This is a genomic window from Bradyrhizobium sp. B117 (genome assembly GCF_038969555.1).
Classification (GTDB): domain Bacteria; phylum Pseudomonadota; class Alphaproteobacteria; order Rhizobiales; family Xanthobacteraceae; genus Bradyrhizobium.
Map to the genome: position 1 here is coordinate 3,288,812 of NZ_CP152414.1, position 25,261 is coordinate 3,314,072.

Here is a 25,261-nt window from a genome sequence, read left to right on the forward strand (position 1 = left end):
TCGCGGAAAAAACATCAGCGGTCAGGCACGAACACTGTGCCGAGCGCGGCCGGCGCGGTCGAGCCGCCGGTGCGCGCGCGGGACAACAGAACCAGGACGATGACGGTTGCAAGGTATGGCAGCGCCGACATGAACTGCGAGGGAATGCCGACGCCCCAGCCCTGCGCATGCAGTTGCAGGATCGTCACCGCGCCGAACAGATAAGCGCCGATGACGAGCCGGCCCGGCCGCCAGGACGAGAACACGACCAGCGCCAGCGCGATCCAGCCGCGGCCCGCGGTCATGCCGGGAATGAAGAACGGGGTGTAGGCGAGCGGCAGATAGGCGCCGGCAAGACCTGCGCAGGCGCCGCCGAACATCACGGCGAAGGTGCGAATGCGCAGCACCGGATAGCCGAGCGCATGTGCCGAGACGTGATTGTCGCCACAGGCGCGCAGGATCAATCCCGCCCGCGTGCGATACAGGAACCACCAGACGCCGATGATGAGCGCGATGGAGAAATAGACGAAGGCGTCCTCGCCGAACAGCACGCGGCCGATGAGCGGAATGTCGCTGAGGCCGGGAAGATGCAGATGCGCGGCCGGCGTGATGCGCTCGCCGACGAAGCCGGCGCCGATCAGGCCGGAGAGTCCGATGCCGAGGATGGTCAATGCCAGTCCCGTCGCGACCTGGTTGACCGCGAGTCCGAGCGCCATCAGCGCGAAGATCAGCGACATCAGCGTGCCCGCAACGATGCCGAACAGTGCGCCGACCAGAATCGACCCGGTCAGCCAAGCGCCGGCAAAGCCGCAGGCCGCGCCGACGATCATCATGCCCTCGACGCCGAGATTGAGCACGCCGGAGCGCTCGGTCACGAGCTCGCCGGTCGCCGCGATCAGCAGCGGCGTCGATGCGGCGAGCACCGAGAGGATGATGGCTTCAACCAGCTCCACGGGCCACCTGTCGGTTCGGGAAGACCAGCTTGAAGCGGTAGAGGATGAGGGAATCGCAGGCGAGCACGTAGAACAGCAAAATGCCCTGGAAAACCTTGGTGACATCCAACGGGATCTTCATCGCGATCTGTGCCTGCTCGCCGCCGATAAAGGTCAGCGCGAGGAAAAGGCCTGCAATTAATATTCCAAGCGGGTTCAGCCGGCCGAGGAAGGCGACGATGATCGCGGTAAAGCCGTAGCCGGGCGAGATGCCGGGCTGGAGATGCCCGACGGGACCGGCGACCTCGATGATGCCGGCAAGCCCCGCCAGCGCGCCCGAGACTGCGAAGGTCAGGATGACCAGCTGGTTGGCGTTGAACCCGCCGAACCGGGCAGCGCGGGGCGCGGCACCCACGACGCGAATTTCGAAACCCTTGATGGTGCGCCCGAGCAGGATCGCGGCAGCCGCGACGACGAGCAGGGCGATGATCGAGCCGAGGTGCAGGCGGCCGCCTTCAATCAGCAGCGGAACGGTCGCGACCGGATCGAACTCGGCGGTGGTCGGGAAATTGAAGCCGTGCGGATCGCGCCAGGGGCCGCGCACGAGATAGTCGAGGAGGAGATCGGCGACATAGACCAGCATCAGGCTGGTCAGGATCTCACTGGCGCCGAACTTGACCTTGCAGATCGCCGGGATCAGCGCATACAGCGCGCCTGCGCCGGCTGCGAGCACGAGCATGGCCGGCAATACCCAGGCTCCCGCGTCGGTGCCCTGTGTCTTCACGGCGATCCAGCTTCCGGCGACGGCACCGATCAGGAATTGACCTTCGGCGCCGATGTTCCAGGCATTGGCGAGATAGCAGAGCGACAGCCCGATTGCGATCATCACCAGCGGCGTCGCCTTCACCGCGATCTCCTGAAGCGAATAGCCGTCGGTGAGCGGCGCGATGAAATAGGCGTGCAGGGCGAGCAGCGGATTCTTGCCGAGGATCGCAAACAGGATGACCATGGTTGCGATCGTCAGCCCGATCGCGATCAACGGCGAGACCAGCGCGATCGTGTTGGACCGCTCGGAGCGCTTCTCAAGCACCAGCTGCATGCGCGGCCTCCTTCGGCTCGAGGCTGCTGCCGCCCATGAGAAGGCCGAGCTTTTCGCGGGTTGCTTCGCTGGTGGCAAGCGGCGCGGAGAGCCGGCCATGGAACATCACGGCGATGCGGTCGGCGATCTCCGCGAGCTCGTCGAGATCCTGGCTGGTCACGAGCACGGCGGCGCCTGCGGTCGCGAGATCAAGCAGCGCCTGGCGGATCACGGCGGCCGCGCCGGCGTCGACACCCCAGGTCGGCTGGCTCACCACCAGCACCGCCGGGTTGCGCAGGATCTCGCGTCCGACGATGAACTTTTGCAGATTGCCGCCGGAGAGGCTCGCGGCCTCGGGATCGCGCTTGGCCTTGCGGACGTCAAACGTCTCCGTCGCGCGATCGACGGTGTTCAGCGTGGCCGCGGTGTCGATGAAGCCGTGATGGACCATGCCACTGGCGGCATGCCCGGTGAGCAGCGCGTTCTCCGACAGTTTCATGCGTGGCGCGGTGCCGTGGCCGAGCCGCTCCTCGGGCACGAAGGCGGCGCCGAGCTTGCGCCGCTGCGTGATCGAGAGGTGACCGGCGGCGATGCCTTCGATCACCACCGTCCCCGGGTCCTTCGACAGGCGTTCGCCGGACAGCGCGGCGAACAGCTCGTCCTGGCCGTTGCCGGCGACGCCGGCGATGCCGAGGATCTCGCCGCCCTTCAGCTCGAACGAGATGTGCTCGAGCCGCACACCGTGCGCCTCGCCTGGGGCGAGCGAGAGATCGTTGACGACGAGCCGCGGCACGGTGGTCTTCCGGCCCGCGGGCGCCTTCACCTGCTTGATCTCGCCGCCGACCATCATGCGCGCGAGCGAGGCGGCGGTCTCGAGCCTGGGATTGCAGGTCTCGACCTTCCTGCCGCCGCGCAGGATCGTGGCGGTGTCGCAGAGCCGCTTCACCTCCTCGAGCTTGTGGCTGATGTAGAGGATGGCGCGGCCTTCCGCCTTGAGCCGCTCCAGTACGATGAAGAGCTGGTCAGCCTCCTGCGGTGTCAGCACCGCGGTAGGCTCGTCCAGGATCAGGAATTGCGGGTCCTGCATCAGCGCTCGGACGATCTCGATGCGCTGGCGTTCGCCGACCGACAATTGCCAGACCTCGCGTTTGGGATCGAGCGGCAGGCCGTAGGTCTTCGACACCTCCTCCAATCGCGCCGACATGTCCTTGAAGGATTCCCTGCCGTCGAGGCCGAGCGCGACGTTCTCGGCGACCGTGAGATTGTCGAACAGCGAGAAGTGCTGGAACACCATGCCGATGCCGCGGCTGCGGGCTTCCGAAGGGCCGGACAGCACGAGTCGTTCGCCCCGCCAGCGAATCTCGCCGGCGCTGGGCTGGATCAATCCGTAGATCGCCTTGACCAGCGTCGATTTGCCGGCACCGTTCTCGCCCAGCAGGGCATGGATCTGCTTCGGCCAGATCTCGATGTCGATGGAATCGTTGGCGAGGAAATCGCCATAGCGCTTGGTGAGCCCGATCGTCTGGAGCAGAGGGGGCTCGCCGGAATGCGGGCTGGTAGGCGTCGGATCCAACATTCGCTGATGGGCTTGCATGGGATGGAGTGCCTCAATTGTGGGCTAGTTTGTGGCGCTGCGTAAGATGCGAAAAAGCGTCATCCCTTGCTCAACGCTTCGGCAGGCGGTTCGGCCTCGCGAGTCGCCAGCCTCGCCAGGCCCCATCATCTCCGATCGACCTCAAGACGGTTGGCGCCCGCAGGCAGCCTGTTGCAAATTTGTGACGGTCTACGCCAAATCGGAACCCGCTGTGCAGGGGTGAGGTGAAGTTGCGCAAATTCGCGCCAGCACGCGTATGCAATTCTCGGCCGGCTCGACAGCGGTCGTGCGCGATCGTATTCCAATTTTCAGAAATTCGCTAAAGCCTGACAATATCAGGCAGGAATGTGTGGCGCGGGTCGGACGTCGCGCTGCTGCCCGCAATCAGCGGCGAAGCACAACAAGCGCCAAAGCTCGTAGGAAATTGCTGTCCGCTGCCGAAACAAGCGGCATGCGCTGAAAAAAGTTGAGGCTTCTCACTCCGAAAGATCGGCGCAAGTGTCGCACCCAAGGGCGTTGATTTTTACGTGCACAAACTTGGGGGTATTCAGGATGTCGTTTCGTTCTAGGGCAATTGCAGCAACGGCGCTGTCACTTGCTATGCTGGCCACCGGTGGCCGGGCTCTCGCGGCGGACCTGCCGGTCAAGGCGGCCAAGAAGGCGGCCGACCTGCCGTTCTTCCTGGTGATCGACGACCGAGTCACCTTCTCCTACATCTTCAATGCCTCGCAGCCTGGCGCGTTCACCAACACCAACGGTGTGATCAACGCCAAGACCACCAAGCAGGTCTACTCCTTCACCCACTTCGACCTCTGGGCTTACGGCACCAACTTTTTCACCATCTCGATGTTCAAGTCGGACCACAACGATCCGGCCGGTCCCTGCACGCAAACCGGGGGCATCGTTTCGCCGGCGGCGGGCTTCGCGTTCACACCGGCGAGCTGCGCCGGCGCGACCGAGATCTACGGCCTGTTCCGTTCCACTTTCGGCTGGAACGAGCTCTTCAACACCAAGGCATTCACGCAAGGCCCGCTGCATAACATCTCGTTCGAGGTTGGCATGGATGCCAACACGGAGAACCGGTATTTCGGCGCTGCCAAGCGCGACGTCGTCGGCGGTCTGCAGTTCGCCTTCGACCTGCCCTACAAGGGCTACTTCAACGTCGCGCCGCTGGTTTACTGGGAGTTCTCCAACCACAACTCCTTCTCGCAGTGCGGGGCCGGCTTCTCCGCTCCGTGTCTGACCGACGGCAACACCTCGTTCAAGCCGACCTGGGCGATCGAAACCAACTACTACATGGACCTCGGCTTCCTGCCGCCGAACATGCAGTATTTCTCGATCAGCGGCCGTGCCGCGTGGTACGGCAAGAAGGGAACGGACACCGAGCCGCTTCCGGCCAGTGTCGCCAACAACGTCTATCCGACTAAGGTTGAGTTCAACTCGGAGCCGATCCGTCTGACAATGGATGCCTCGAAGGCGATCTGGGGCGACAAGTACTCGCACTTCGTCGATGTCTGGGTGGCCTATCGTTACTGGCAGAACAAGTTCGGCCTCGATCACAACAATGCCTTTGCTTGCACCACCTTCGTCGGTGGCACGAAGGTGAGCACCGGCTCCTGCACCGAGTCCTCGCTCTACTCCGGTATCACCGTGAAGTTCTGATCGAGGGATTTCGAGATCGAATGACGCCGCGTAGAGATGCGCGGCGTCATTCGTGTTTGCGAAAAGAACCGCTGCCATAGGGTGGGCAAAGCGAAGCGTGCCCACCACTTCTGCTTCCATGCCTGCTGATGGGGGGCACGGCGCAAGGGCGCCTTTGCCCACCCTACGGTTCCGATTGCTGGAATAGCTACTTTGTCCAGACGCCGTCGTGCAGCGCTGCGGCTTCATCCTCGAGCAGCGGGCCGACGACCTCGGTTGCCCTCTGACCACTAGCAAAGACCTCGCGGCAGGGCAGGTCGAGCGTGGGGTTCTCCGGATGGTTGCCGGTGATGCCGCGCAGACGGTGCTCGCTGAGGCCGTAGACGAGGCGGCCGATGCCGGCCCAGTAGATCGCGCCGGCACACATCGCGCAGGGCTCGGCGGAGGAATAGAGCGTGGCCTTGGCGAGGACCTCGCGGCTGAGCGAGCGGCAGGCCTGGGTGGCGGCGAGACGCTCGGCATGCGCGGTGCCATCATGGTCCGGCATGTAGCCGTTCTCGGCTTCGATCAGGACCTTGCCGTCGGCGTCAACGACCACGCAGCCGAAGGGATGATTGCCATGGGTGCGCGACCGGCGGGCGACCGCGAAGGACAGGCGTAAGAACTGTTCGTCGCGTTCGGCTGCGCCGCTCATCGCTGTCCCGTGCTCAATGCCCCGCCATGTGCCGGCCGACCACCGTAAGATCGGCCTCGCTGGTCCGTGCTTCATACACGAATTCGCCGTGGAACATCACCACCAGCCGGTCGGAGAGTTCGAGCAGTTCGTCGAGATCCTCGCTGACCAGCAGCACCGCCGCGCCACGGTTGCGCGCGGCCATGATCTCGGCATGGATCTGCGCCACGGCTGCGAAGTCGAGGCCGAAGCAGGGATTGGCCGCGATCAGCACCTCGACGTCGCCCGCAAGCTCGCGGGCGAGCACGGCGCGCTGGACGTTGCCGCCTGATAGCGCCGAAATCGGCGTCTCCGGTGTGCGGGTCTTGATCTTGTACTGGCCGATTTTCCTCTTCGCGTCGTCGCGGAAGGCGCCGCGGTTGAGCCACCAGCCGCCGCTGGCAAAGGGCGCACGGTCGAACTCTCGGAAGGCGATGTTGTCGGCGACGCTCATGCCGCCGACGCAGGCGTTCTTGAGCGGTTCCTCGGGCAGCAGCGACATCTTGTGGCGCCGCATCTCCTCGCGGCTGGCGTGGTATGGATCGCCCGCGACGCGGACCTCGCCGCTCTCGGCTTCGCGCTGGCCGGCCAGCACCTCGACCAGCTGCCGTTGGCCGTTGCCGGAGACCCCGGCGATGCCGACGATCTCGCCGGCGCGGACGGTGAGGGAGACGTCATGCACGGCCATGGCGCCGGCATCGTCCAGCGCGCGGAGCTTGTCCAGCTCAAGGCGCGCCTTGCCGACCTCGCCGGTACGCGGCGGCTGCACGGTCAGCTCCTCGGCGCCAATCATCGTGCGCGCCATTGCGTCGGGCGTCAGCTCTGAAACCTTGCCGGAGCCGGCCAGCTTGCCACGGCGCAGGATCGTAACCTCGTCGGCGAAGGCCATGACCTCGCGGAACTTGTGCGTGATCATCAGGATCGTCAGCTCGCCCTTGACGACCATGTCGCGAAGCATGCCGAGCACCTCGTCGGCCTCGGCCGGCGTCAGCACCGAGGTCGGCTCGTCCAGGATCAGGAAGCGGCGCTTCAGATAGAGCTGCTTGAGGATCTCGCACTTCTGCCGCTCGCCGGCGGAGATGTCGGAAACCTTCGCGCCGAGCGGGACCTTGAAGGGCATCCGGGCAAGGAACGCCTCGAGCTCCTTCATCTCCTTCGGCCAGTTCACCACGGCGGGCACATCATCGCGGGCCAGCACGAGATTTTCCGCGACCGTCATGGCCGGTACCAGCGTAAAATGCTGGTAGACCATGCCGAGGCCGAGCGCATGGGCGTCCTTCGGGTTGGCGATCGCCTGCTCGCGGCCGCCAACGAGGATGTCGCCTTCGGTGGCATGGTAATAGCCCATGATGCATTTGACGAGCGTGGACTTGCCCGCGCCGTTCTCACCGAGCAGGGCGTGGAACGAGCCCGGCCGCACCTTCAGCTCGACATTGTCCAGCGCCAGGAAGTCGCCGAAGCGCATGGTCATGGCGATGGCGTCGACGCCGAAGGCGCCCGCCGGAGGTGGCGTTTCGCCGATGATCACGAAATCGCTCCGATGAAGGCGTCGGAGGTCGAAACCGCGCCGAACACGCCGCCCTGCATCTTGATCATCTTCAGGGCGTGATCGTGGTTGCTCTTGTCGGTCGCGCCGCAGCAATCGTGCAGCAGCACGCATTCGAAGCCGCGGTCGTTGGCCTCGCGCATGGTGGTGTGGACGCAGACGTCGGTGGTGATGCCTGTGAGCACGATGTTCTCGATGCCGCGGACGCGCAGGATCAATTCGAGGTCGGTGGCGCAGAACGAGCCCTTGCCGGGCTTGTCGATGATGGGCTCGCCTAGCAGGGGACTCAGCTCTTCGATGATGTCCCAGCCGGGCTCACCGCGCACCAGGATGCGGCCGCAGGGGCCGGGATCGCCGATGCCGGCGCCGATCTGGCGCGAGCGCCAGCGCTTGTTGGCGGGCAGGTCGGAGAGGTCGGGTCGGTGGCCTTCGCGGGTATGGATGATGTGGAAGCCTTGGGCGCGCATGACGCTGAGCAGCCTCTTGATCGGCTCGATCGGCGCCCGCGTCAGCGAGAGGTCGTAGCCCATCTTGTCGACGTAGCCGCCGACGCCGCAGAAATCGGTCTGCATGTCGATGATGATGAGCGCGGTGTTTTGGGGGCGGAGATCGCCGTTGTAGGGCCAGGCATAGGGCTCGGACTTGATGTAGCGCTCGGGCATGATTTCGCTTCCTAGCGAGTGATCGACAATTCGGCCGGGGCTCCGGTCAGCGTGCGTTTCGGCGAGCAGGTGATGATCATGATCGCCAGCGTCAAAATGTAGGGCGCGGCGTTGAAGAGGTGATAGCCGGAGGTCACGCCGACCGATTGCAGCGCCGGTCCCAGCGCCGCGGCGCCGCCGAAAGCGAGCGAGGCCCACAAGCAGAGCAGGGGGTCCCAGCGGGCGAAGATGACGAGTGCGACCGCGGTGATGCCCTGGCCCGAGGACAGGCCCTCGTTCCAACTACCGGGATAGAACAGCGACAGGAACGAGCCGCCGATGCCGGCGAGGAAGCCGCCGACCATGGTTGCGCGCAGGCGGATCAAGAGCACGGAATGGCCCATCGCACGCGCGGCATCCGAGCTTTCACCTGCGGTGCGGATGAGAAGGCCCCAGCGCGTGGTGCGGAAGGCCCAATAGAGGATTGGCGCCAGCGCGACGCCGATCAGGAACAGCACGTTGACCTGCAGCGCGGCGCGCACCTGCGGGATGTCACTCCACCAGCCGAAATCGATCGCGGGCAGGCGCGGCGCGGTCGGCTCGATCAGTGGCTTGCCGAGATAGAACGCAAGGCCGGTGCCGAACAGCATCAAGGCGATGCCGACCGCGACGTCATTGACGCGGGGCAGCGAGCAGATGCCGGCGTGAAGCGCGCCGAGAAGTGCGCCGGTGATGCCGGCAGCGAGCACCCCTAGCCACGGCGATCCCGTGAGATAGGAGATGCCATAAGCGCTCATCGCGCCCATCACCAGTGTGCCTTCGAGGCCGAGATTGATGCGGCCGGATCGTTCGGTGATGCATTCCCCCAGGCTCACGAACAGGAAGGGCGTCGAGACGCGAATGGCGCCGCCAAGCACGGCGAGCGGCACGGTCCACAGTCCGATCGATCCGTCTGCCATCAGGATTTGCCTTTCAGGAATCCGATGCGGCCGTAGAGCGCATCACTGGCGAGCACGAAGACGAAGATGATGCCCTGGAGCACCAGAACGGATGCGTCGGGCAAGCCGAGCCGGCGCTGCAGCAGGCCGCCGCTGGCGCTGATGCCGCCGAGAAGGATTGCGACGGGAATGATCGCGAGCGGATTTTGCCGCGCGAGGAAGGCAACGAGAATGCCGGTGAAGCCATAACCCGCTGCAAGGTTGGCATTGGTGCGCCCCTGCACGGCCGCGACCTCGACCATGCCGGCAAGGCCGGCGGCGCCGCCGGCGAGGAAGCAGATGGTCAGGATCAGCTTGCTGACGCCGAGACCGACGATTTTTGCGGCGCGGATGTTGCCGCCGGCAACGCGCGCCGCGAAGCCGAACACGGTGTGATAGATCAGGATATAGGCGCCGATCGCGGCGATCAGGCCGAACAGGAGACCCCAATGTACGTCGGTGCCGGGAATGCTGCCGATCATGTTGGCGGCGCCGATCTCGCGGGTGGACGGCTTGTTGAGGCTGGCGGGATCGCGCATCACGCTTTCGACGAGATGGTTGAGGATCGCGAGCGCGATGTAGACCAGCAGCAGGCTCGAAATGGTTTCGTTGACCCCGCGATACTGTCGCAGTGCACCTGACAGCGTGATCCACAGACCACCGCCGACTACGCCTGCGATGACCATGGCGATCTGCACGACCAGCGGCGGCATGCCCTGGAGCGCGAGCGCGGCGCTCGTCGCCGAAAGCGCGCCGATCAAAAGCGCGCCTTCGCCGCCGATGATGACCATGCCGAGCTGCGCGGGCAGTGCGGTGCAGAGTGCGGTGAGGATCAGGGGCGCTGCGCGCGTCAGCGTGTTCTGCCAAGAGAACCAGGTGCCGAATGCGCCGTAGTACATGTAGAAATAGAGATCGAGCGGGTTCTTGCCGAACATCGCCACGAAGATGCCGAACACCACGAGTGCGCCGGCCAGCGCCGCGCCCGGGATCAGGACGTATTCGATGCTCGCGCCGTAGCGCTGGGGAAAGCCGGGATCGGCGGCCGGGGCGATTGCCCCGACTGCTTCTGCAGAATCCGCGGCTTCCGTGGTCACGAAGTCGCTCCGATCACGCCTTCGACCAGATAGTCCATCTTCTCCAGTTCAGGATCCTTCTGGCCGCGATCGGTGCCGGCTGGGATAACCGTCTTGCCCTTGTTGTCGACGAGGCCGCCCTTGAAGATGGCAAAGCCGTCTGCAGACAGGAATTTTGCCTTGGCCTCATCGGCCGCCTTGCGCGCCTCGGTCGACACGGCTTCGCCATAGGGCGAGACCTTCACGATTTCTTCCTTCAGGCCCCCGCGGTAGAAATTCGGGATGCCTTCGCCGGAGGCGATCATCTTGACGAACTTCGGATAAAGCGCCTCCCAGTTCCACTCGGCGCCGGTGAGATAGGCCTTGGGTGCCAGCGCCGACTGGTTGGTGTGATAACCGCAGACGGAGGCGCCGCGGCGTGCGGCGTTCTCGACCATGGTCTTGGGTCCATCGACGTGGCAGGTGAGCACGTCCACGCCCTGGTCGATCAGGCTGTTGGTGGCTTCGGCCTCCTTGACCGGCATCGACCAGTCGCCGGTGAAGATCACCTGCGTCGTCGCCTTCGGATTGACGGACTTGGCGCCGAGCGCAAAGGCGTTGATGTTGCGCAGCACTTGCGGGATCGGTTTGGCCGCGACGAAGCCGAGCTTGCCGCTCTTCGATGTCAGGCCGGCGACGATGCCCGAGATGTACTGGGCCTCGTCGATGTAGCCGAAATAGCTGCCGGCGTTCTTCGGGTCCTTGTCGCTCCACAGGCCGCCGCAGTGCTCGAAGCGCAGCTTCGGGTATTTGGCGGCCATCTTGATCATGTGCGGATTGTAGTAACCGAACGAGGTCGGGAAGAGCAGGGTCGCGCCGTCGAGATTGATCATGGACTCGATCGTCTTCTCAACCGCGTCGGTCTCCGGCACCTTCTCTTCCTCGATGACCTTGAGGCCCGGAATTTTCTTCAGCGCCGCGGCGCCCTGCGCGTGAGCCTGATTGTAGCCGTAGTCGTCGCGCGAGCCGACATAGATGAAGCCGATGGTGGTCTCGGCCGCGAAGGTCGGACGGAGGCCCGCTGCAGCGCCGAGGGTGAGGGCCGCGCCGCCCTGCAACACATGACGTCGTGAAATCCTGCCAGAATCCATTGCTCACTCCCCTTGGCGGCTGGCCGCCTTCAATCTCGCGGCTGCGCCGGACTGGCGGAGCCCGGGAGAGGTGTCGCAAGCTTCGTGCCAGAGGTTAGGAGATAGGCAATTTGAAATAAGACTTTGATCAGTATGAATTATTTGTCTGACGCAAATTCTGACGAGGAAATCGGCAGATGAATTTGTGAGCAGCGCAGCCTTATTGTATGCAAGAGAGCTAAGCAGCATTAACCCGCTCACGATGTGCAGATGTGAGCCGGACCGTCTGCCGGTCGGCCGCATTCATGCTAACCACGGCGTCGGCCGAGCGATTTTCGCTGGCACCGAACTTGTATCGATTGTTGTCACGATCGCCGCGTGCGGTCTTCAGGATGGAAAGCTCGACCGAGATGGGTGCTGCTACCGCTGCTCAAGACGCATCGCTCGGAAATGAGATCGTCCGCCGCATCAACGAGCTCGCCGCGATCTCGGAAGACGGCGACAAGCTCACCCGCATCTATCTCAGCAAGGAGCTGCGCAAGGCCGCGGATCTCATCCTGAGCTGGATGCGCGACGCCGGCATGAGCGCGCATCTCGATGCGATCGGCAATGTCTGCGGCCGCTACGAAGGCGCGCGGCCGGGCGCGCCCTGCCTGATGCTCGGCTCGCACTATGACACCGTACGCGATGCTGGCAAATGGGACGGCCCTCTCGGCGTCATCACGGCGATCGCCTGCGTCGCCGACCTCAACCGTCGTGGCAAGCGGCTGCCGTTTGCGATCGAGGTGGTTGGATTCGCCGATGAAGAAGGGGTGCGCTTTGCCTCCACGCTGCTCGGCAGCCGTGCGGTGGCCGGCACTTTTGACGAGAGCGTTTTGAACACACGCGACCGCGATGGCATCTCGATGCGCGATGCGCTGGTTCAGTTCAGGCTCGATCCGGAGCACATCGGCAAGGCGGCGCGGACGCGGCGCGAGCTGCTCGCCTACCTCGAATTGCACATCGAGCAGGGGCCGGTGCTGGAAGCGCAGAACCTGCCCGTCGGTGTGGTCACGGCAATCGCAGGCGCGACACGGCTTGCGGCGCGGCTGATCGGCATGGCAGGCCACGCCGGTACGGTGCCGATGGCGCTGCGTCGCGACGCACTCACGGGCGCGGCCGAATGTATCGGCGCGATCGAAGAGTTCTGCCGAACCGACGAGAGCGGGCTGGTCGGCACCGTCGGCTACATCCAGGCGCGGCCCGGCGCCACCAACGTCATTCCGGGTGAGGTGTCCTTCACCATCGACATGCGTGCGCCGACCGACATGCATCGCAAGCGCGCGGTGGCCGATGTCGTCAGGCAGATCGAGGCGATCGCAAAGCGCCGGCAATTGACGCTTCAGCTCGACGTCACCCACGAGAACCGCACCGCGCCTTGCGCGCCATGGCTGAAGGACCAGATCGCGCAGGCGATCGCCACGGAAGGCCTTGCCGTGTTCGAGCTGCCGAGCGGGGCCGGGCACGACGGCATGGCGATGATCGACATCGCTGACGTCGGCATGATCTTCGTCCGCTGCCGTGGCGGCATCAGCCATCATCCGGACGAGCATGTCGAGCTTGCCGACGCCGATGCCGGCGCGCGGGTGCTGCTCAGGGTGATCGAGCATTTCAGGCCGCGCCAGGATCACGCCGGCGCGAGCTGACCGTCATGAAGCCCGCAAGTCACCGGGTAGAGACACGAATCAGACATGTGTAAAATGGGTGACCGCCGTCACCGGGATCTCGAGACATCACCGACCTGCACAGATGAACAGCGATATTTCCTTTGCGTCACATCGGGAGAACCGGTTTTACCAGGGCATGGCTGCGACCTTCGTCGCCAATGCCCTTCAGGCGGTCAATTTTCTCGGTGATCGATTCCTGAGACAATCGCCCCATTCGTTGTCGGCCATCGAGGACCTCTTCCGGCACTCGATGGACAGCGCCTTTTCGGTGACCGAGGCCTTTCTCGTCACCGGCGCGCCGCACGCATCGGCCTATTACCCGCGCGACTTCGCCTGGTTCTATCCTGATGTCCTCGATCCGGAGACCATCATGGATGCGCAGGACGCGGTGCGCCGGGCGCGCCTGCTCGAAAAGAGCGTTCGTCTGCTGCTCGAAGCGGTTCGCGCCGACGTCGTTACGACGACCATCGTTCCGGCGGGACGCGGCCGCTACCTCGGCGTGAACTACTTCTCGCGCCCCTCGGATACGCTGCTTGGTGTTCTCGCCGGTCTCCGGCAGATGATCTCCGCGGAGGAGAGGGCATCGTCCTATCTTGCGATGTCGCAATGCGCCCATGCCGGCCGCTTGCTGTTGGCCGAATACGGTAGCGATTTGAAGCGCGCAATCCTGAAGCTTGCGAGCGAGCTCGAACCGTTCGACGCCGGCGGCACCAGATATTTGCTCTGCGACGCCAGCGGGCCGCGCTCTGCGGCAACCGACACACGCGCCGAGCGACGGCGTTTCGTCACCAATGCCTGCGTTCACACGACATTCGTGTGGGGCGCGCAGCTCGGCATCGTTGAGGAGAACGAGCTGAAGCGGGTGCTCGGGCGCGATCTCGCAGCGTACAAGAGCGGCCTGCTGCATCTGTTCGGCAAGGACGGCTATATCAGGCATTCCCTCGACAGCCCGGCGGGCACGCCGGTGTCTCAGGTCGCGCTGGATTTCGTCAGCGTGCATCGCGGCTTCTGGAATATGAACGATGCGAGCGAGCGCGCGCTGTTCGCGGCGACGACCGATCTGATCATCGCCGAGCCGCGGTTTCGCATCCCCAGCACGTTTCACTTCCTGGTGTCGGCGGATAATCCGCGCAACAAGATGATCCACAAGATCGCGGCACCCGCCTACCAGGGACGCTCGTCCTGGCCGACGTTCAACGTCGAGTTCGCCGATCGCATGCTGGACTTCGATGAATTCTCAGGAAGCGATACCTACCGCGCCTGCGCGCAAGGGATATTGAAGGACATTCGCACCGCGACCGAGGTCCACGGCGGCTATCAGGAGCTGATCTCGGAGCAGGGTCTGAAGTACCGCACCTGGGCCTACAAGGGCGCGGTGGCGCATTCCTGGTTTCCGCGCTTCCTGTCGGTCTGGAGGAGGGCGTATGGAACGCCGCTCCTCCAGTGGAATGACTGAGCCTCAAGGGCGCTATCCCGCGGTCACGTCCACAAGCTCGCCGCCCTCGAGCACCTTGGCCGCCTTGGCGCGGTCGAGGTCGCCTTCCCAGGCGGCCACGACGACCGTCGCCACGCAATTGCCGACGAGGTTGCCGAGCGCGCGGGCCATGCCGATGAACCAGTCGACCGACAGCACCAGCACGAGGCCGATCGCAGGAATGCTCGGCACCGCGTTCAGCGTCGCGGCAAGGATCACGATGGCCGAACCAGGCACGCCGTGAGCGCCTTTCGAGGTGATCAGGGAAACGCCGAGCACCAGGAGAAGATCGCCGAACGACAGCGGTGTGTTGGTCGCCTGCGCGATGAAGACGACTGCGAGCGTCAGGTAGATCGAGAAGGCGTCGAGGTTGAAGGAATAGCCGGTCGGGATGACGAGACCGACGACGGAATCCTTCACGCCCATGCGCTCCAGCTTCTTCATGATCTGCGGCAGCACCGCGTCGGATGAGGCGGTCGCGAGCACGATGGTGAGTTCTTCGCGCAGGTAGGCCAGGAACTTGAGAATGTTGAGTCCCGCGAGCGCCATGACGCCGCCGAGCACGCCGAGCACGAAGATGCTGACCGAGACGTAGAACAGCATCACCAGGGAGACGAGCTGCTTGAGCGAGCCGACGCCGTATTTGCCGACCGTGTAGGCGACCGCGCCGAGCACGCCAAGCGGGGCGACGCGGACGATCAGGCCCATCACGCGGAACAGCACGGTGGAAGCCGCATCGATGATGGAGGTGACGAGCGCGCCCTTCTCGCCGCCGACCAGTGCGAGGCCGACGCCGAACAGCACGGCGAAGAACAGGACCTGGAGCACGTCGTTGCGCGACAGCGCATCGAAGGAGGTGGTCGGGATCACGTTCATCAGGAAGGCGCCGATGCCGCCGCCGGACAGCTTGTGCGCGTTGTCGGCATAGGTGTTGAGCGCCTTGGCGTCGAGCGTCGAGGGATCGATGTTCATGCCGTGGCCGGGGCCGAAGATGTAAGCGAGCAGCAGCCCGACCACGAGGGCGACGGTCGTCATGACCTCGAAATAGACCAGCGCCTTGACGCCGACCCGGCCGACCTTCTTGAGGTCGCCGGCACCAGCGATGCCGTGCACGACGACGCAGAACACGATCGGTGCCACGATCATCGAGATCAGCTTCAGGAAGGCGTCGCTGAGGATCTTGAGGCTGACGGCGAAGTCCGGGGCGGCCATCCCCAGGATGACGCCGAGCACCAGCGCGGCCAGGACCTGGACGAACAGCGAGGTGTAGAGCGGCTTCGGTTCGGCGGTGGGTGCCGCGGTGATGGTCGACATGTTGAAACTCCCCCGGTTTGACGCGTCTTGGACGTCAAAAAGGAGCAACAACCGTGCCAGAATGTCGCGGGACGCCAGTGAAGGCGGTCTATTCTGCCGCTTTCGCCGTTTTGCCGAATATCCGCGCCGGTGCCGGGAAACCGCAGGAGGTGCCGTCGGTGATCTTGACCTGGTCTTCCCACGGCAGGCGGAATGTGCCGGCGACCATGTCCTGCATGAAGGTGTAGGGGCAGTCCATCGCGCCGCCCTTCACCGCGACGTAGCCGCGGTGCCAGAGCTGGTAGATGTTGTTCTCCACACCCCAATTGATGCGGGCCTCGCGCACGAGATCGGGCCGCACCTCGGCGGTGATGATCTCGTCGGCGCGGCCGGTGGTGCCGTGCGCCAGCACGGTGCCGTCGAAATTGACGATCATGCCTTCGCCCATGGAATCGAACGAGCCGTCGGAGCCGCACATGCAGACGTTCGCCGTAACCATGAGGTTCTGGAACGAATTGGCCTGGTTGGTGAAGCGCCAGGCCTCGCGGATCGGCGCGGTGTAGCCGGCGGTGCGGATCATGATCTCCGCGCCCTTGTAGGCGCATTCCCGCGCCATCTCCGGGAACATGCCGTCGTGGCAGATGATAAGCGCAATCTTCGCGCCTCTTGGCCCCTCGATGACGGGAATGCCGATATCCCCGGGCTCCCACGGCTCGACCGGAATCCAGGGATGAAGTTTTCGGTAGTAGAGCTTGATCTCGCCGTGGTCGTCGATGATCAGACCCGAATTATAGGGATTACCGTGTGGATTGAACTCCATGATGGAGAAGCAGCCCCAGATCTGGTTGTCGAGGCAGGCCTGCTTGAAGGCCGCAACCTCGGGGCCGTCGAGACGGCACATGATCTCGGGATTGGTATCCATCGAAAGGCCGTGCAGCGAATATTCGGGGAAGACCACCAGATCCATGGTGGAGAGATTGCGGCGCGCTTTGCCGACCATCCAGACGATGCGCTCGGTCTGCTTGGCCAGATCGGCCCTGGTCACGACGGTTGGCAGCTGCAACTGCACCAGCCCGATGACCACGCCCTCAGGCGATTTGTTCAGCCCGCCCAGTCCGTTCATGGTCAGCTCCCTCATCGGCTTCGTCGCCGCCTTCGCACGACGTCGTTGCGCGCGATCCCGTGATGGAAAGCAAATCCGATTTTGGCAGGGAGCAAAAGATTATATTTCAGGCGTTCGCGCAGTTCCGCTGCACGCAGGCAGCCGCTTCACGCGACGAGATCCAGCAGCCGGCACGATCCGCGCACAAGCACCTTGCGTCCTGTAGGCGTCATCGCAGGCACGCCGCCATCGACGACAACGAGGCCGAGCTCGACCAGGCTTCCGACGACATACGCCTTGGAGAGGCGACCGTTCGACACCGGGTTGCGAAGCGCCTTCAGCGCTTCCCACTGGTCGGGTGAAAGATCGAAGTCGAAATCGTTCATGTTGCCTCAAGCGATAGTACCGTTCGCGCGCCCCTGTTAGCGGCGCTGCATGAAGACCGTGCGACGACAATGAGTCGGGAATTCGGTAAAGTGTTTAGAACTTCTCTTCACGAATTGCGGCACTTCGTTGCGCCACAAAAGTTAAGATCGCGCGGGTGCACATATCGTCCTTCAACGCGATCACATATTGATGATCCGGACTTGATGTTGCGCCGCAAGCTACCGCGCTGCACGGGAAATGCTGCTGTCCCATTCTGCGTCGCAATATGCACAGAAATTACGAGACGACGGGTTCGAGACTCTGTTAGCTTGATTCGTAGGGAATGGCTTCACACGGCAGGAGGTGGAGTGCATGAACAGGCTGGTGGCAATTCGCAGTCAAGAATCCCTGTGCCGGGAACGTGCCGCGCTCGATTCGGAGCGTCGGATTTTCTGGCTCGCGCAAGCCCAGGAATGGGAGCAGCGCGCGCTCGACGAAATCGCCTATCACTTCCGAGAGTGCAATGCCTCTCACGCGGAGCTTGCGCGAGGCTGATTTGTGCCGCGCCTTCGCGGCTTACTGATAAGTCGCCACGATATCGGACACCGCGCGCTCGAGCTGCTGCGCGGTGGCGCATTGACGCACGACCGTGCAAAAGGTCGCGTAACGCGGCATCTCTGAATCGCCAAAGCCCCAGGCGAGCCTTCCTTCCGGATTGAGCCAGACCAGCCGCTTCGAGCGTTCGGAGATGCGGCGCAGGATGTCGGCGCGCGGATCGAGATTGTTGCTGCGGGCGTCGCCCAGCACGATCACCGTGGTCTGCGGTGTCAGCGTGCTCATGAAATCGTGCTCGAAGTCGACCAGCGAAGAGCCGTAGTCGGACGAGCCGAAGCCGACCTTGGACATGATCTCAGCCATCGCTTCTTCCGGCGATTTCTTTTCCAGGATCTCGCTGACCTCGATCAAGTGCGAGGAGAAAGCGAAGGAGCGGACGTCGTCCACGACGTCGTGCAGCGAATGGATCAGCAGCAGGAAGAAGTCGGAGACCTGCGCGACCGAGCCGGAAACGTCGCAGAGCGCAACGATCTTCGGTCGGTCGCGATGCTTGCGCTTCCATGCGGTGAGGAACGGCACGCCGCCCCAGGCGGCGTTGCGGCGGAGCGTGCGGCGGACGTCGAGATGGCCGCGGCGCTGGCGCTTGCGCGGCTTCGAATAGCGCTCGCGCAGGCGGCGCGCGATCTGGCGAATAAGTGCGCGCATCTCCGCGACCTGGCGCCGCTCGATGCGGGCGAGCGGCGCGTTGCGCAGGATCTCGTTGCGGAGGTTTTCGGCCTCCTCGCGGGCATAGAGTGCAAGGCCTTGCGAAACCGTGTCGCGCACCGCCTCGCGCAAGCCGTCGAGCGCGGCACGAAGACGCTCGGCCAGCGACGGATTCGTCGTAGTCAGCTCGTCGAGATCGTCGCGCAGGCGCTGGAGGCCCATGGCGTCGAGGATACGGCTGGAGAAGATGCCGCGCTGGGTGGAGTAGCGGATATCGGACAGCGAGGCTGCCCCGGAAGCGCTGGCGATGGCAGCTTGGATCGCGTTGCGGTCCTGCGACAGCAGCATCTGCGCGAGCGGACTTAATCCTTGCGGAGGCTGTTCTTCGCCGGACTCGCCAGCCGAGCCGGACGAGGGCGACTGATCCGAATCCTGTGAGGCGTTGTCGTTGTCGTCGGCCTCAGGCTGATCCTGCCGCGGCTCCGGCTGGCTGAAGAACAGATCAAAGCAATCGCCGAGCGCCAGCTTCTCGTCCTGCGATTTGGCAAGCGTCAGCAGCAGCGCGTCGCGCAGGATCGCGCGGTCGGAAAAGCCGACCTGCGACACCGCGCGCATCGCATCGATGCTTTCGGCAGGCGAGACGTGGACGCCGACGCCTCGTGCCGCTCGAAAGAAACGATGGAGGTTCTCGCGCATCGGCGTCAACCGAAGACGTTGGACCGGGCCGCCTTGGCAAGGAAGCTCGTCACCTGCGGCGATGCGGCCTCGATGTCGGCCTCATACTTCAGGAGCACGTTGAGCGTATCCTTGACGATATCGGTGTCGAGCTCGGTCGCCTGAAGCAGCACCAGCACGCGCGCCCAGTCGATGGTCTCGCTGACAGAGGGCAGCTTCTTCAGATCGAGCGAGCGGATCTCGTGGATGAAGCCGACCATCTGCCGGCGCAGCGCCTGCGAGATGCCGGGCACGCGGCTTTCGACGATGCGTTCCTCGAGCCGCTGCTCGGGGAAGCCGATATGCAGATGCAGGCAGCGCCGCTTCAGCGCGTCGCCGAGATCGCGCTCGCTGTTGGAGGTGAGGATCACCGTCGGCGGCGTGATCGCCGATACGGTGCCGAGCTCGGGGATCGTGACCTGGAAGTCGGAGAGGATCTCCAGCAGCAGCGACTCAAACTCGGCGTCCGACTTGTCGATCTCGTCGATCAGCAGCACGCAGCCGCCCGGCTGCTCCAGCGCCTGGAGCAGGGGGCGCGGCTCGACGAATTCCTTGGAGAAGAACACGTCGCCGAAATCGTGGAGCTGGTCGAGCGCGGCATGCAACGTTTGCGCGCCGCCGAGCACTTCGCCGAGCTTGTCCTTGAGGATCTGCGTGTAGAGCAGCTGCTTGGCGTATTTCCACTCGTAGAGCGCCTTGGCCTCGTCGAGGCCTTCGTAGCATTGCAGGCGGATCATCTTCATGCCGCGCCAGGCGGCAATCGACTTGGCAAGCTCGGTCTTGCCGACGCCCGCGGGGCCCTCGACCAGGATCGGCTTCTCGATCTGTTGCGACAAATAGACGGCGGTCGCGATCTGCCGGCTCGCGATATAACCCTGCGCGGCGAGGCCGCTCTCCACTGCCTCGATCGACGTCGAGGCCTTCTGATCAGCCACGAAATGGCGCTCCCAAAGGTCCTATTTGAGGCTTGTTCTGCCTGCGTTCCCGGCAAAGAACAAGCCTCGTTTGGGAGACATCAGATCCGCGTGAACGGCGTTTTTTCCGCGAAACGCAAATACTTGCGCCGTTTGCTCGATCAGTGCCGCAACAGCTCCGGCTTGCGGATGGTTTGTCTGACCTCGGCGCCGCAATCGGCGCATTCATAAACGAAGTCGATCTTGGCAAGGCTCCAATGCGGCTCGACCTCGCGGACATACATCGGCAGGAACCCCATGCACGTCGGGCAAATCACAGGCGCGATTTCGATATCCTGATGATGCTGTACATAAGCTGGCATCTCGGCTCTCCTTCGCAGGCGACCCATCAAACCCCGCGCAAAAGCTACTGCCGGTTGCCTGAAGGCCGTCATCAACTCTTTCGAACAGAGGCGGAACGGCCGACGTTTGTGGTTCGCTGTGACATTCTTGTTACGGCTCTGTACTGTAACGGGCGGACTAAATGCCTATTTCACAGGCCGATCCGGTTTTCGGACTTCACCTCAACGATAAGGGAGCAACGCCCATGACGCATGCCATTCGCTTTCACAAGACCGGCGGTCCGGAAGTCCTGGTCTGGGAGGAGGTCAGCGTCGGCAAGCCTGGACCGGGCGAAGCGCGCATTCGCCACACCGCGGTCGGTCTCAACTTCGTCGACATCTACAACCGTTCGGGTCTCTATCCCGCGCAATTGCCGAGCGGGCTCGGCAGCGAGGCGGCCGGCGTGGTCGAGGAAGTCGGACTCGGTGTCACCGATTTGAAGCCGGGTGATCGTGTCGCCTATGGCGCCTCGCCGCTCGGCGCATATTCGGAAGCCCGGCTGATCCCTGCTGACCGCTTGTTGAAGCTGCCCGACGGCGTCGACGACAAGACCGCGGCGGCAATGATGCTGAAGGGGCTGACGACGCAATACCTGATCCGGCAGACCTATCGGGTGAAGGCGGGCGACACGATCCTGCTCCATGCCGCCGCCGGAGGCGTCGGGCTGATCCTGAGCCAATGGGCCAAGCATCTCGGCGCGACCGTGATCGGCACCGTCAGCAATGACGAGAAGGCGAAGCTCGCCAAGGCGCATGGCTGTGACCATGTGATCATCTATACGCGCGAGGATTTCGTGAAGCGCGTCGACGAGATCACCGGCGGCAAGAAGGTGCCGGTGGTGTACGATTCCGTAGGCAAGGACACGTTCCTGAAGTCGCTGGACTGTCTCGCGCCGCTCGGCGTCGTCGCGCTGTTCGGTCAGTCTTCCGGTGCGGTCGAGCCGCTCAATCTCGGTCTGCTGGCCCAGAAGGGCTCGCTCTACGTCACCCGGCCAACGCTGTTCACCTACGCCGCCAAGCGCGAGAACCTCGTGGCGATGGCGAACGAGCTGTTCGACGTCGTGAAGTCCGGCGCGGTCAAGATCGAGGTGCACCAGACCTATCCGTTGAAGGACGCGGCCAAGGCGCACGCCGATCTCGCCGCGCGCAAGACCACTGGATCGACCGTGCTGACCGTGTGATCTCCCGTTGGGCGTTGGCGCAGGCTCGCTATCCCTGCGTCACGTCCGCTCGTGCTTGCGCAGGTCGTGGGCGTGATCGAGCCGGATTGCTGGAGATCGATATCTTCGGGCGCGATCTGGGGGAGGGCGGCCTCGGTCAGAATGGCCTTGGTGACGTCATCGACCGAGTTCTCCGCGATCTCGTGAATGAACGAGATGTTCCGGTATTCACCCGAGACGATGCGCGAGATGACTTCGCGCCGCGTGATTTCGGGGTCGACGATCGCCTCGCGGCCGCGTCGTCCGTAGTCGATCATCACGACGAAATACTGCATAAAACGATCCTGCCGCGCCCCTTCGTCGGAAGCGCGGCAGATTATTTCCGAAAAACGGAATTAAGTCAAGTGCGATTTCCAAAAATCGGAAATCACTCGATCGCCCCTACTTGCCTTTCTTGCGGGGACGGGCCGATTTGGCACGCAGCCGCTCGAGTTGGCCCTTGGGCATGGAGAGGCAGATTTCCCCGACCCAGTCGAGCTTCACGCCGACGATCGGCTTGGCATTGAAGCTGGTGAGATTGACGACGGAAGGGGATTTGCCCCGCTCGATGGTCTTCAAATAGCGCTCCCCGGTCTTCAGCCGGACCACGGCCTCTTCGCCATAGAAGCTCGACAGCGGATGACGCTGATCCTTGTAGACCACGATCACATCACCGCTCTCGTATTTGGGCAGCATCGAATCGCCCACGATCTCGAATGCGATCGTCTCTTCCATGATGGGGAAGGGCAGCGCGATGTCGCCGAGCCCGTCGGGCGGAACCTGTTCGTAGTCCGGCTCGATCACCGCGCCGGCCCCGACGCGTCCCATGATCGGCGCGAGGTTCAGCTCGAGATATTCCATGATCGGAATGATTTCGGAGGCCTTCACCAGGCGCTCGCCGCCGAGGATCTCCGATACCGCGCCGGGCCGCACGCCCATCGCCGCCGCCAGGCCACCCTTGCTCTTGCCCGTCTTTTCCAGGCCCCGCTCGATCATCGCAACGTCCAACATGGTGATTCCCTCGATTGCCCATCGACTGTCCTCTTGTAGTCCGGAATTCGGAATAAATGCAATTATGAATATCAGAATTATTGCTTGACTCTCGCTTCGGAATACCGGAATGTGCGTCTCGCCTCCGGTCGTGCGACCGGAAAAGGCGCATCACAGGACAGCAGCATGGAACCGGGTCATTGGCCGTCGGAGCACTCCGACGCGCTTCGCGACTATTTTCTCAAAGGACTATCCTATGCGGAGATCGGGAGAGAGATTAACGCAAGGTTTGGAACGGCTTACACGCGCAATGCCGTGGCGGGCCGGGTCAAGCGGCTCGGACTTGTCGGGGTGGCACGGGTGACCAGCCCGCCGATCGTGCCGTCCTTGCCAAGCGAGACCTGTCTGCTTTCGGCACATCGCCCGGCATTGCCGAACCTGATGCTGCCGCCGAAATCCGCGATGAAGTCTGCCGCACAGGTGAAGCTGCGCTGCGTCGGCGTCCAGCCGCGGCTGATCTCGTTCGCCGAACTCGCAGCCGGCGATTGCCGCTATCCCTATGGCGGCGACAGGGACGGGGAGGAGATCACCTTCTGCGGACATCCGCGCCAGCCAGGCTCCAGCTATTGCACGCCGCATGCGCGGCTGACGCGCCGGTCCGGAGTTGCGCCCGTCCGTTCAGCCGGTCCCGTCGTGCTGAGGCTGGTTTTCGCCGCCTGAGGCGTCGGCCACCCGCCTGTCCAATCGTCAATCCTGCAAGGAGTATCCGAGTGGCACGTGCCCGACGCAACAAATCCTACAAATTGACCGGGATCTATGACCGGCGCTCGCGCGAGATGCCGTTCAATGCCGACGTGGCCGAGGTCGAGGTCGACAATCCATTGGCGCTCGATCCCGGCGAGAAGATCATGGCCATCCGCTCGGTCCGCAGCGATCCGCTCGGCCGGTTGCATTCGCACCATCAGATCGACGAGGCGCAATACCGCGGTGGACGCGCCTTTCAGAACGATTGGGAGAGGGCGGAGCGGGGGCCGCAGGCGGTGGATACGACGCGCGAATACGTCGATGGCACAAGCACGCGCGAGCCCCTCACCGAGAGCCAGCGCCAGGCGGTGCTGCGGCTGAACCGGATCGAGCGCGAGCTCGGCACCGACGGCGCGGCGTTGGTGCACGACGTGCTGGTGCTGGGCCTGACCATGGACCAGATCGGAGAGCGTCGCGCTGTCCGTACGCAGCGCTGGAACGACTATTTTGCACGCCGCTTTCGCGAATGCCTGGACCGGCTGGCGCTGATCTATGGCTTTGCGACGGAAGCGGGAACGAAGCGTGCAGACCGCCGCGAATGATGACGGCACGCCTGCGGCCTTCGGCCGTAGGCGTACCGGTCCGCCGCTTACGGGTGCGGCACGATCTGGTAAGGTGTCGTATAGGGCTCGACGCGGAGCGAGGCGTTGGCCAGAAGCCCGATCTTGGCGGTCGGCGCCTGCTGCAATTCGCCGCTCGGGCCGCGATGCACGTTGTATTGCCAGACGGTGAGGTCGCCCTTTTGCGCCAACGCGTGCGCAACCGCGCTCGCGTCATTGCCGCCGAGCGCCTGCAGCTCCTCCGCCGACAATCCGATGACGATTTCGTCCTTGATAGTGACGATCTTGAACAGATTCATCCTGGTCTCCTGCGCCCATGCGCCTTGTATCGAGAGGGTGAAAAGCGCGACCGCGGCGCCCTTGATGAGATCGCAGCGAGAAAGCATGCCGTCGTCCTTTGGTGCTGAGGCGCGCCCTAAACGATTGAGTCCGTCGGCCATGGCGCCCGTGATCTGCGTGGCCGTTTCGCAACCGCTTTGTCGCTCGATCTTGAATGGCGGTTCACGGGCGGAAACATATCCGCAGCGATGAACCTCGATGCCAGAAGACGAGTCCAAGCCCGAGAGCTTGAGGGACCGTCAGATGAAAATCACCGCCATCGTTTGCTTCCTGGCGCCGCTGGGCATGGCACTCCCGGCTGCGGCCGCCGATCCCTTCTACGTGGGTAGCTGGACGTTCACGACCGCGACGGTCGCGCCATGGGCCGATCCACACCGCAAGCCCGACGATACCGAGCGGACGCGGCTGATGGGCAAGGCAGTGGTCTTCAAGGCGAGAGAGATATCGGGGCCACGTCCCTTTGCCTGTGCGAAGCCGCAGTACAAGGTGACGGATTACGCTCCCGACATGATCTTCCAGGGAGCATTCGACGAGATGCAGCACGCCGACAAGAAAGCCGATCCCAAGGCGCTCGCCGCCTCGCTCGGCTTCACCGGCGCACGGATCAGGACGCTGGAGACCGGCTGCGAGATCGACGTTCATTTCGTCGACGATACAACCGCCGAGGTCGGACTCAACAATTACGTGTATACTCTGAAGAAACTTTAATCTGACCTCGCCAATCGCCGTTCACATCGGACACACCGTGAAACGCTGTGCCGATTGACAGCGGTTGAGGCCGTGTGCGTGATTGATGCTGCTTCTTGACGCAGGTGGGTGACGACCGCAGATATTCCTGTTATCCGGAATTGCCGTGGTCAGATGCGGACGAAGCATCG

25 protein-coding genes and 1 pseudogene are annotated in these 25,261 nt (G+C 63.7%); 8 read left to right on the forward strand and 18 right to left on the reverse strand.

Going from position 1 to position 25,261, the window contains the following annotated elements; all coding sequences use genetic code 11:
* Positions 1 to 14: 14 nt before the first annotated feature.
* From AAFG16_RS16130 to AAFG16_RS16140, 3 genes are read right to left on the reverse strand one after another with little or no spacing between them, the layout of a single operon-like run.
* Positions 15 to 932 (reverse strand): ABC transporter permease, encoded by a 918-nt coding sequence (locus AAFG16_RS16130; RefSeq protein WP_283085405.1) that lies wholly within the window; start codon positions 930 to 932, stop codon positions 15 to 17.
* A complete protein-coding gene (locus AAFG16_RS16135; RefSeq protein ID WP_283085406.1) occupies positions 919 to 2,010 on the reverse strand; it encodes an ABC transporter permease in 1,092 nt (363 codons plus the stop codon). The genes AAFG16_RS16130 and AAFG16_RS16135 overlap by 14 nt, the downstream gene beginning before the upstream one ends.
* Positions 1,994 to 3,565, reverse strand: coding sequence for an ABC transporter ATP-binding protein (locus tag AAFG16_RS16140; protein WP_342739770.1), 1,572 nt, complete (start codon positions 3,563 to 3,565; stop codon positions 1,994 to 1,996). The genes AAFG16_RS16135 and AAFG16_RS16140 overlap by 17 nt, the downstream gene beginning before the upstream one ends.
* A gap of 570 nt (positions 3,566 to 4,135) precedes the next feature.
* Between AAFG16_RS16140 and AAFG16_RS16145 the strand changes: the two genes are divergently transcribed.
* Positions 4,136 to 5,245 (forward strand): hypothetical protein, encoded by a 1,110-nt coding sequence (locus AAFG16_RS16145; protein WP_283085408.1) that lies wholly within the window; start codon positions 4,136 to 4,138, stop codon positions 5,243 to 5,245.
* 187 nt (positions 5,246 to 5,432) lie between these two features.
* Here AAFG16_RS16145 and AAFG16_RS16150 read toward each other — a convergent pair whose 3' ends face one another.
* From AAFG16_RS16150 to AAFG16_RS16175, 6 genes are read right to left on the reverse strand one after another with little or no spacing between them, the layout of a single operon-like run.
* Entirely contained in the window at positions 5,433 to 5,918 is a 486-nt protein-coding gene (locus AAFG16_RS16150) for a nucleoside deaminase (RefSeq protein ID WP_342739771.1), read from the reverse strand.
* Between the two features lie 13 nt (positions 5,919 to 5,931).
* Positions 5,932 to 7,464: an ABC transporter ATP-binding protein gene (locus tag AAFG16_RS16155; protein ID WP_342739772.1), complete on the reverse strand. Its 1,533-nt coding sequence runs from the start codon at positions 7,462 to 7,464 to the stop codon at positions 5,932 to 5,934.
* Positions 7,461 to 8,144 (reverse strand): isochorismatase family cysteine hydrolase, encoded by a 684-nt coding sequence (locus AAFG16_RS16160; RefSeq protein ID WP_283085411.1) that lies wholly within the window; start codon positions 8,142 to 8,144, stop codon positions 7,461 to 7,463. Before AAFG16_RS16160 ends, AAFG16_RS16155 begins: the two co-directional genes overlap by 4 nt.
* 11 nt (positions 8,145 to 8,155) lie before the next feature.
* Positions 8,156 to 9,082 carry an ABC transporter permease gene (locus AAFG16_RS16165; RefSeq protein ID WP_283085412.1) on the reverse strand — a complete coding sequence of 309 codons (927 nt, stop codon included), beginning with the start codon at positions 9,080 to 9,082 and terminating at the stop codon, positions 8,156 to 8,158.
* On the reverse strand, positions 9,082 to 10,194 hold the full coding sequence (locus tag AAFG16_RS16170; RefSeq protein ID WP_342739773.1) for an ABC transporter permease: 1,113 nt from the start codon (positions 10,192 to 10,194) through the stop codon (positions 9,082 to 9,084). The genes AAFG16_RS16165 and AAFG16_RS16170 overlap by 1 nt, the downstream gene beginning before the upstream one ends.
* On the reverse strand, positions 10,191 to 11,303 hold the full coding sequence (locus tag AAFG16_RS16175) for a BMP family ABC transporter substrate-binding protein (protein ID WP_342739774.1): 1,113 nt from the start codon (positions 11,301 to 11,303) through the stop codon (positions 10,191 to 10,193). The genes AAFG16_RS16170 and AAFG16_RS16175 overlap by 4 nt, the downstream gene beginning before the upstream one ends.
* Positions 11,304 to 11,692: 389 nt before the next feature.
* Between AAFG16_RS16175 and AAFG16_RS16180 the strand changes: the two genes are divergently transcribed.
* The gene (locus tag AAFG16_RS16180; RefSeq protein WP_342739775.1) at positions 11,693 to 12,967 is read left to right on the forward strand and encodes an allantoate amidohydrolase; all 1,275 of its coding nucleotides are present in this window, start codon (positions 11,693 to 11,695) and stop codon (positions 12,965 to 12,967) included.
* Between the two features lie 103 nt (positions 12,968 to 13,070).
* Positions 13,071 to 14,444, forward strand: coding sequence for a hypothetical protein (locus AAFG16_RS16185; protein WP_342739776.1), 1,374 nt, complete (start codon positions 13,071 to 13,073; stop codon positions 14,442 to 14,444).
* Between the two features lie 12 nt (positions 14,445 to 14,456).
* Here the strand turns inward: AAFG16_RS16185 and AAFG16_RS16190 are convergent, their stop codons facing one another.
* The 3 genes from AAFG16_RS16190 to AAFG16_RS16200 all read right to left on the reverse strand — a co-directional run bounded on the left by AAFG16_RS16190 (position 14,457) and on the right by AAFG16_RS16200 (position 17,243).
* Positions 14,457 to 15,776, reverse strand: coding sequence for a dicarboxylate/amino acid:cation symporter (locus AAFG16_RS16190; RefSeq protein WP_342739777.1), 1,320 nt, complete (start codon positions 15,774 to 15,776; stop codon positions 14,457 to 14,459).
* Between the two features lie 88 nt (positions 15,777 to 15,864).
* Positions 15,865 to 16,878, reverse strand: coding sequence for a formamidase (locus tag AAFG16_RS16195; protein WP_342739778.1), 1,014 nt, complete (start codon positions 16,876 to 16,878; stop codon positions 15,865 to 15,867).
* Between the two features lie 146 nt (positions 16,879 to 17,024).
* Positions 17,025 to 17,243, reverse strand: a complete 219-nt coding sequence (locus AAFG16_RS16200; RefSeq protein WP_283085419.1) for a hypothetical protein — start codon at positions 17,241 to 17,243, stop codon at positions 17,025 to 17,027.
* Between the two features lie 352 nt (positions 17,244 to 17,595).
* Here AAFG16_RS16200 and AAFG16_RS16205 point away from each other — a divergent pair, with 352 nt between their 5' ends.
* Positions 17,596 to 17,778 (forward strand): hypothetical protein, encoded by a 183-nt coding sequence (locus AAFG16_RS16205; RefSeq protein WP_342739779.1) that lies wholly within the window; start codon positions 17,596 to 17,598, stop codon positions 17,776 to 17,778.
* 21 nt (positions 17,779 to 17,799) lie between these two features.
* Here the strand turns inward: AAFG16_RS16205 and AAFG16_RS16210 are convergent, their stop codons facing one another.
* The 3 genes from AAFG16_RS16210 to AAFG16_RS16220 form a co-directional block, all read right to left on the reverse strand.
* Positions 17,800 to 19,179 (reverse strand): VWA domain-containing protein, encoded by a 1,380-nt coding sequence (locus tag AAFG16_RS16210; protein WP_342739780.1) that lies wholly within the window; start codon positions 19,177 to 19,179, stop codon positions 17,800 to 17,802.
* 5 nt (positions 19,180 to 19,184) lie between these two features.
* Positions 19,185 to 20,132, reverse strand: a complete 948-nt coding sequence (locus AAFG16_RS16215; RefSeq protein WP_342739781.1) for a MoxR family ATPase — start codon at positions 20,130 to 20,132, stop codon at positions 19,185 to 19,187.
* Between the two features lie 140 nt (positions 20,133 to 20,272).
* The gene (locus AAFG16_RS16220) at positions 20,273 to 20,473 is read right to left on the reverse strand and encodes a hypothetical protein (protein ID WP_057749711.1); all 201 of its coding nucleotides are present in this window, start codon (positions 20,471 to 20,473) and stop codon (positions 20,273 to 20,275) included.
* Positions 20,474 to 20,697: 224 nt separating this feature from the next.
* On the opposite strand from AAFG16_RS16220, the gene AAFG16_RS16225 reads away from it, so the two are divergent.
* Positions 20,698 to 21,672, forward strand: coding sequence for a quinone oxidoreductase (locus AAFG16_RS16225; RefSeq protein ID WP_342739782.1), 975 nt, complete (start codon positions 20,698 to 20,700; stop codon positions 21,670 to 21,672).
* 39 nt (positions 21,673 to 21,711) lie between these two features.
* Here the strand turns inward: AAFG16_RS16225 and AAFG16_RS16230 are convergent.
* Together AAFG16_RS16230 and AAFG16_RS16235 are read right to left on the reverse strand one after the other, a co-directional pair.
* Positions 21,712 to 21,986 (reverse strand): annotated as a pseudogene (locus AAFG16_RS16230) (hypothetical protein).
* 106 nt (positions 21,987 to 22,092) lie between these two features.
* Positions 22,093 to 22,701, reverse strand: a complete 609-nt coding sequence (locus tag AAFG16_RS16235) for a S24 family peptidase (RefSeq protein WP_235544863.1) — start codon at positions 22,699 to 22,701, stop codon at positions 22,093 to 22,095.
* Positions 22,702 to 22,866: 165 nt separating this feature from the next.
* On the opposite strand from AAFG16_RS16235, the gene AAFG16_RS16240 reads away from it, so the two are divergent.
* Both AAFG16_RS16240 and AAFG16_RS16245 read left to right on the forward strand, forming a co-directional pair.
* On the forward strand, positions 22,867 to 23,400 hold the full coding sequence (locus tag AAFG16_RS16240) for a GcrA family cell cycle regulator (protein WP_342739783.1): 534 nt from the start codon (positions 22,867 to 22,869) through the stop codon (positions 23,398 to 23,400).
* Positions 23,401 to 23,450: 50 nt separating this feature from the next.
* On the forward strand, positions 23,451 to 24,026 hold the full coding sequence (locus AAFG16_RS16245; protein WP_342739784.1) for a hypothetical protein: 576 nt from the start codon (positions 23,451 to 23,453) through the stop codon (positions 24,024 to 24,026).
* 47 nt (positions 24,027 to 24,073) lie between these two features.
* On the opposite strand, the gene AAFG16_RS16250 is transcribed toward AAFG16_RS16245, so the two are convergent.
* Positions 24,074 to 24,430 carry a hypothetical protein gene (locus AAFG16_RS16250; RefSeq protein WP_027562450.1) on the reverse strand — a complete coding sequence of 119 codons (357 nt, stop codon included), beginning with the start codon at positions 24,428 to 24,430 and terminating at the stop codon, positions 24,074 to 24,076.
* 196 nt (positions 24,431 to 24,626) lie between these two features.
* Between AAFG16_RS16250 and AAFG16_RS16255 the strand changes: the two genes are divergently transcribed.
* On the forward strand, positions 24,627 to 25,091 hold the full coding sequence (locus tag AAFG16_RS16255; protein WP_342739785.1) for a hypothetical protein: 465 nt from the start codon (positions 24,627 to 24,629) through the stop codon (positions 25,089 to 25,091).
* Positions 25,092 to 25,261: the final 170 nt, after the last annotated feature.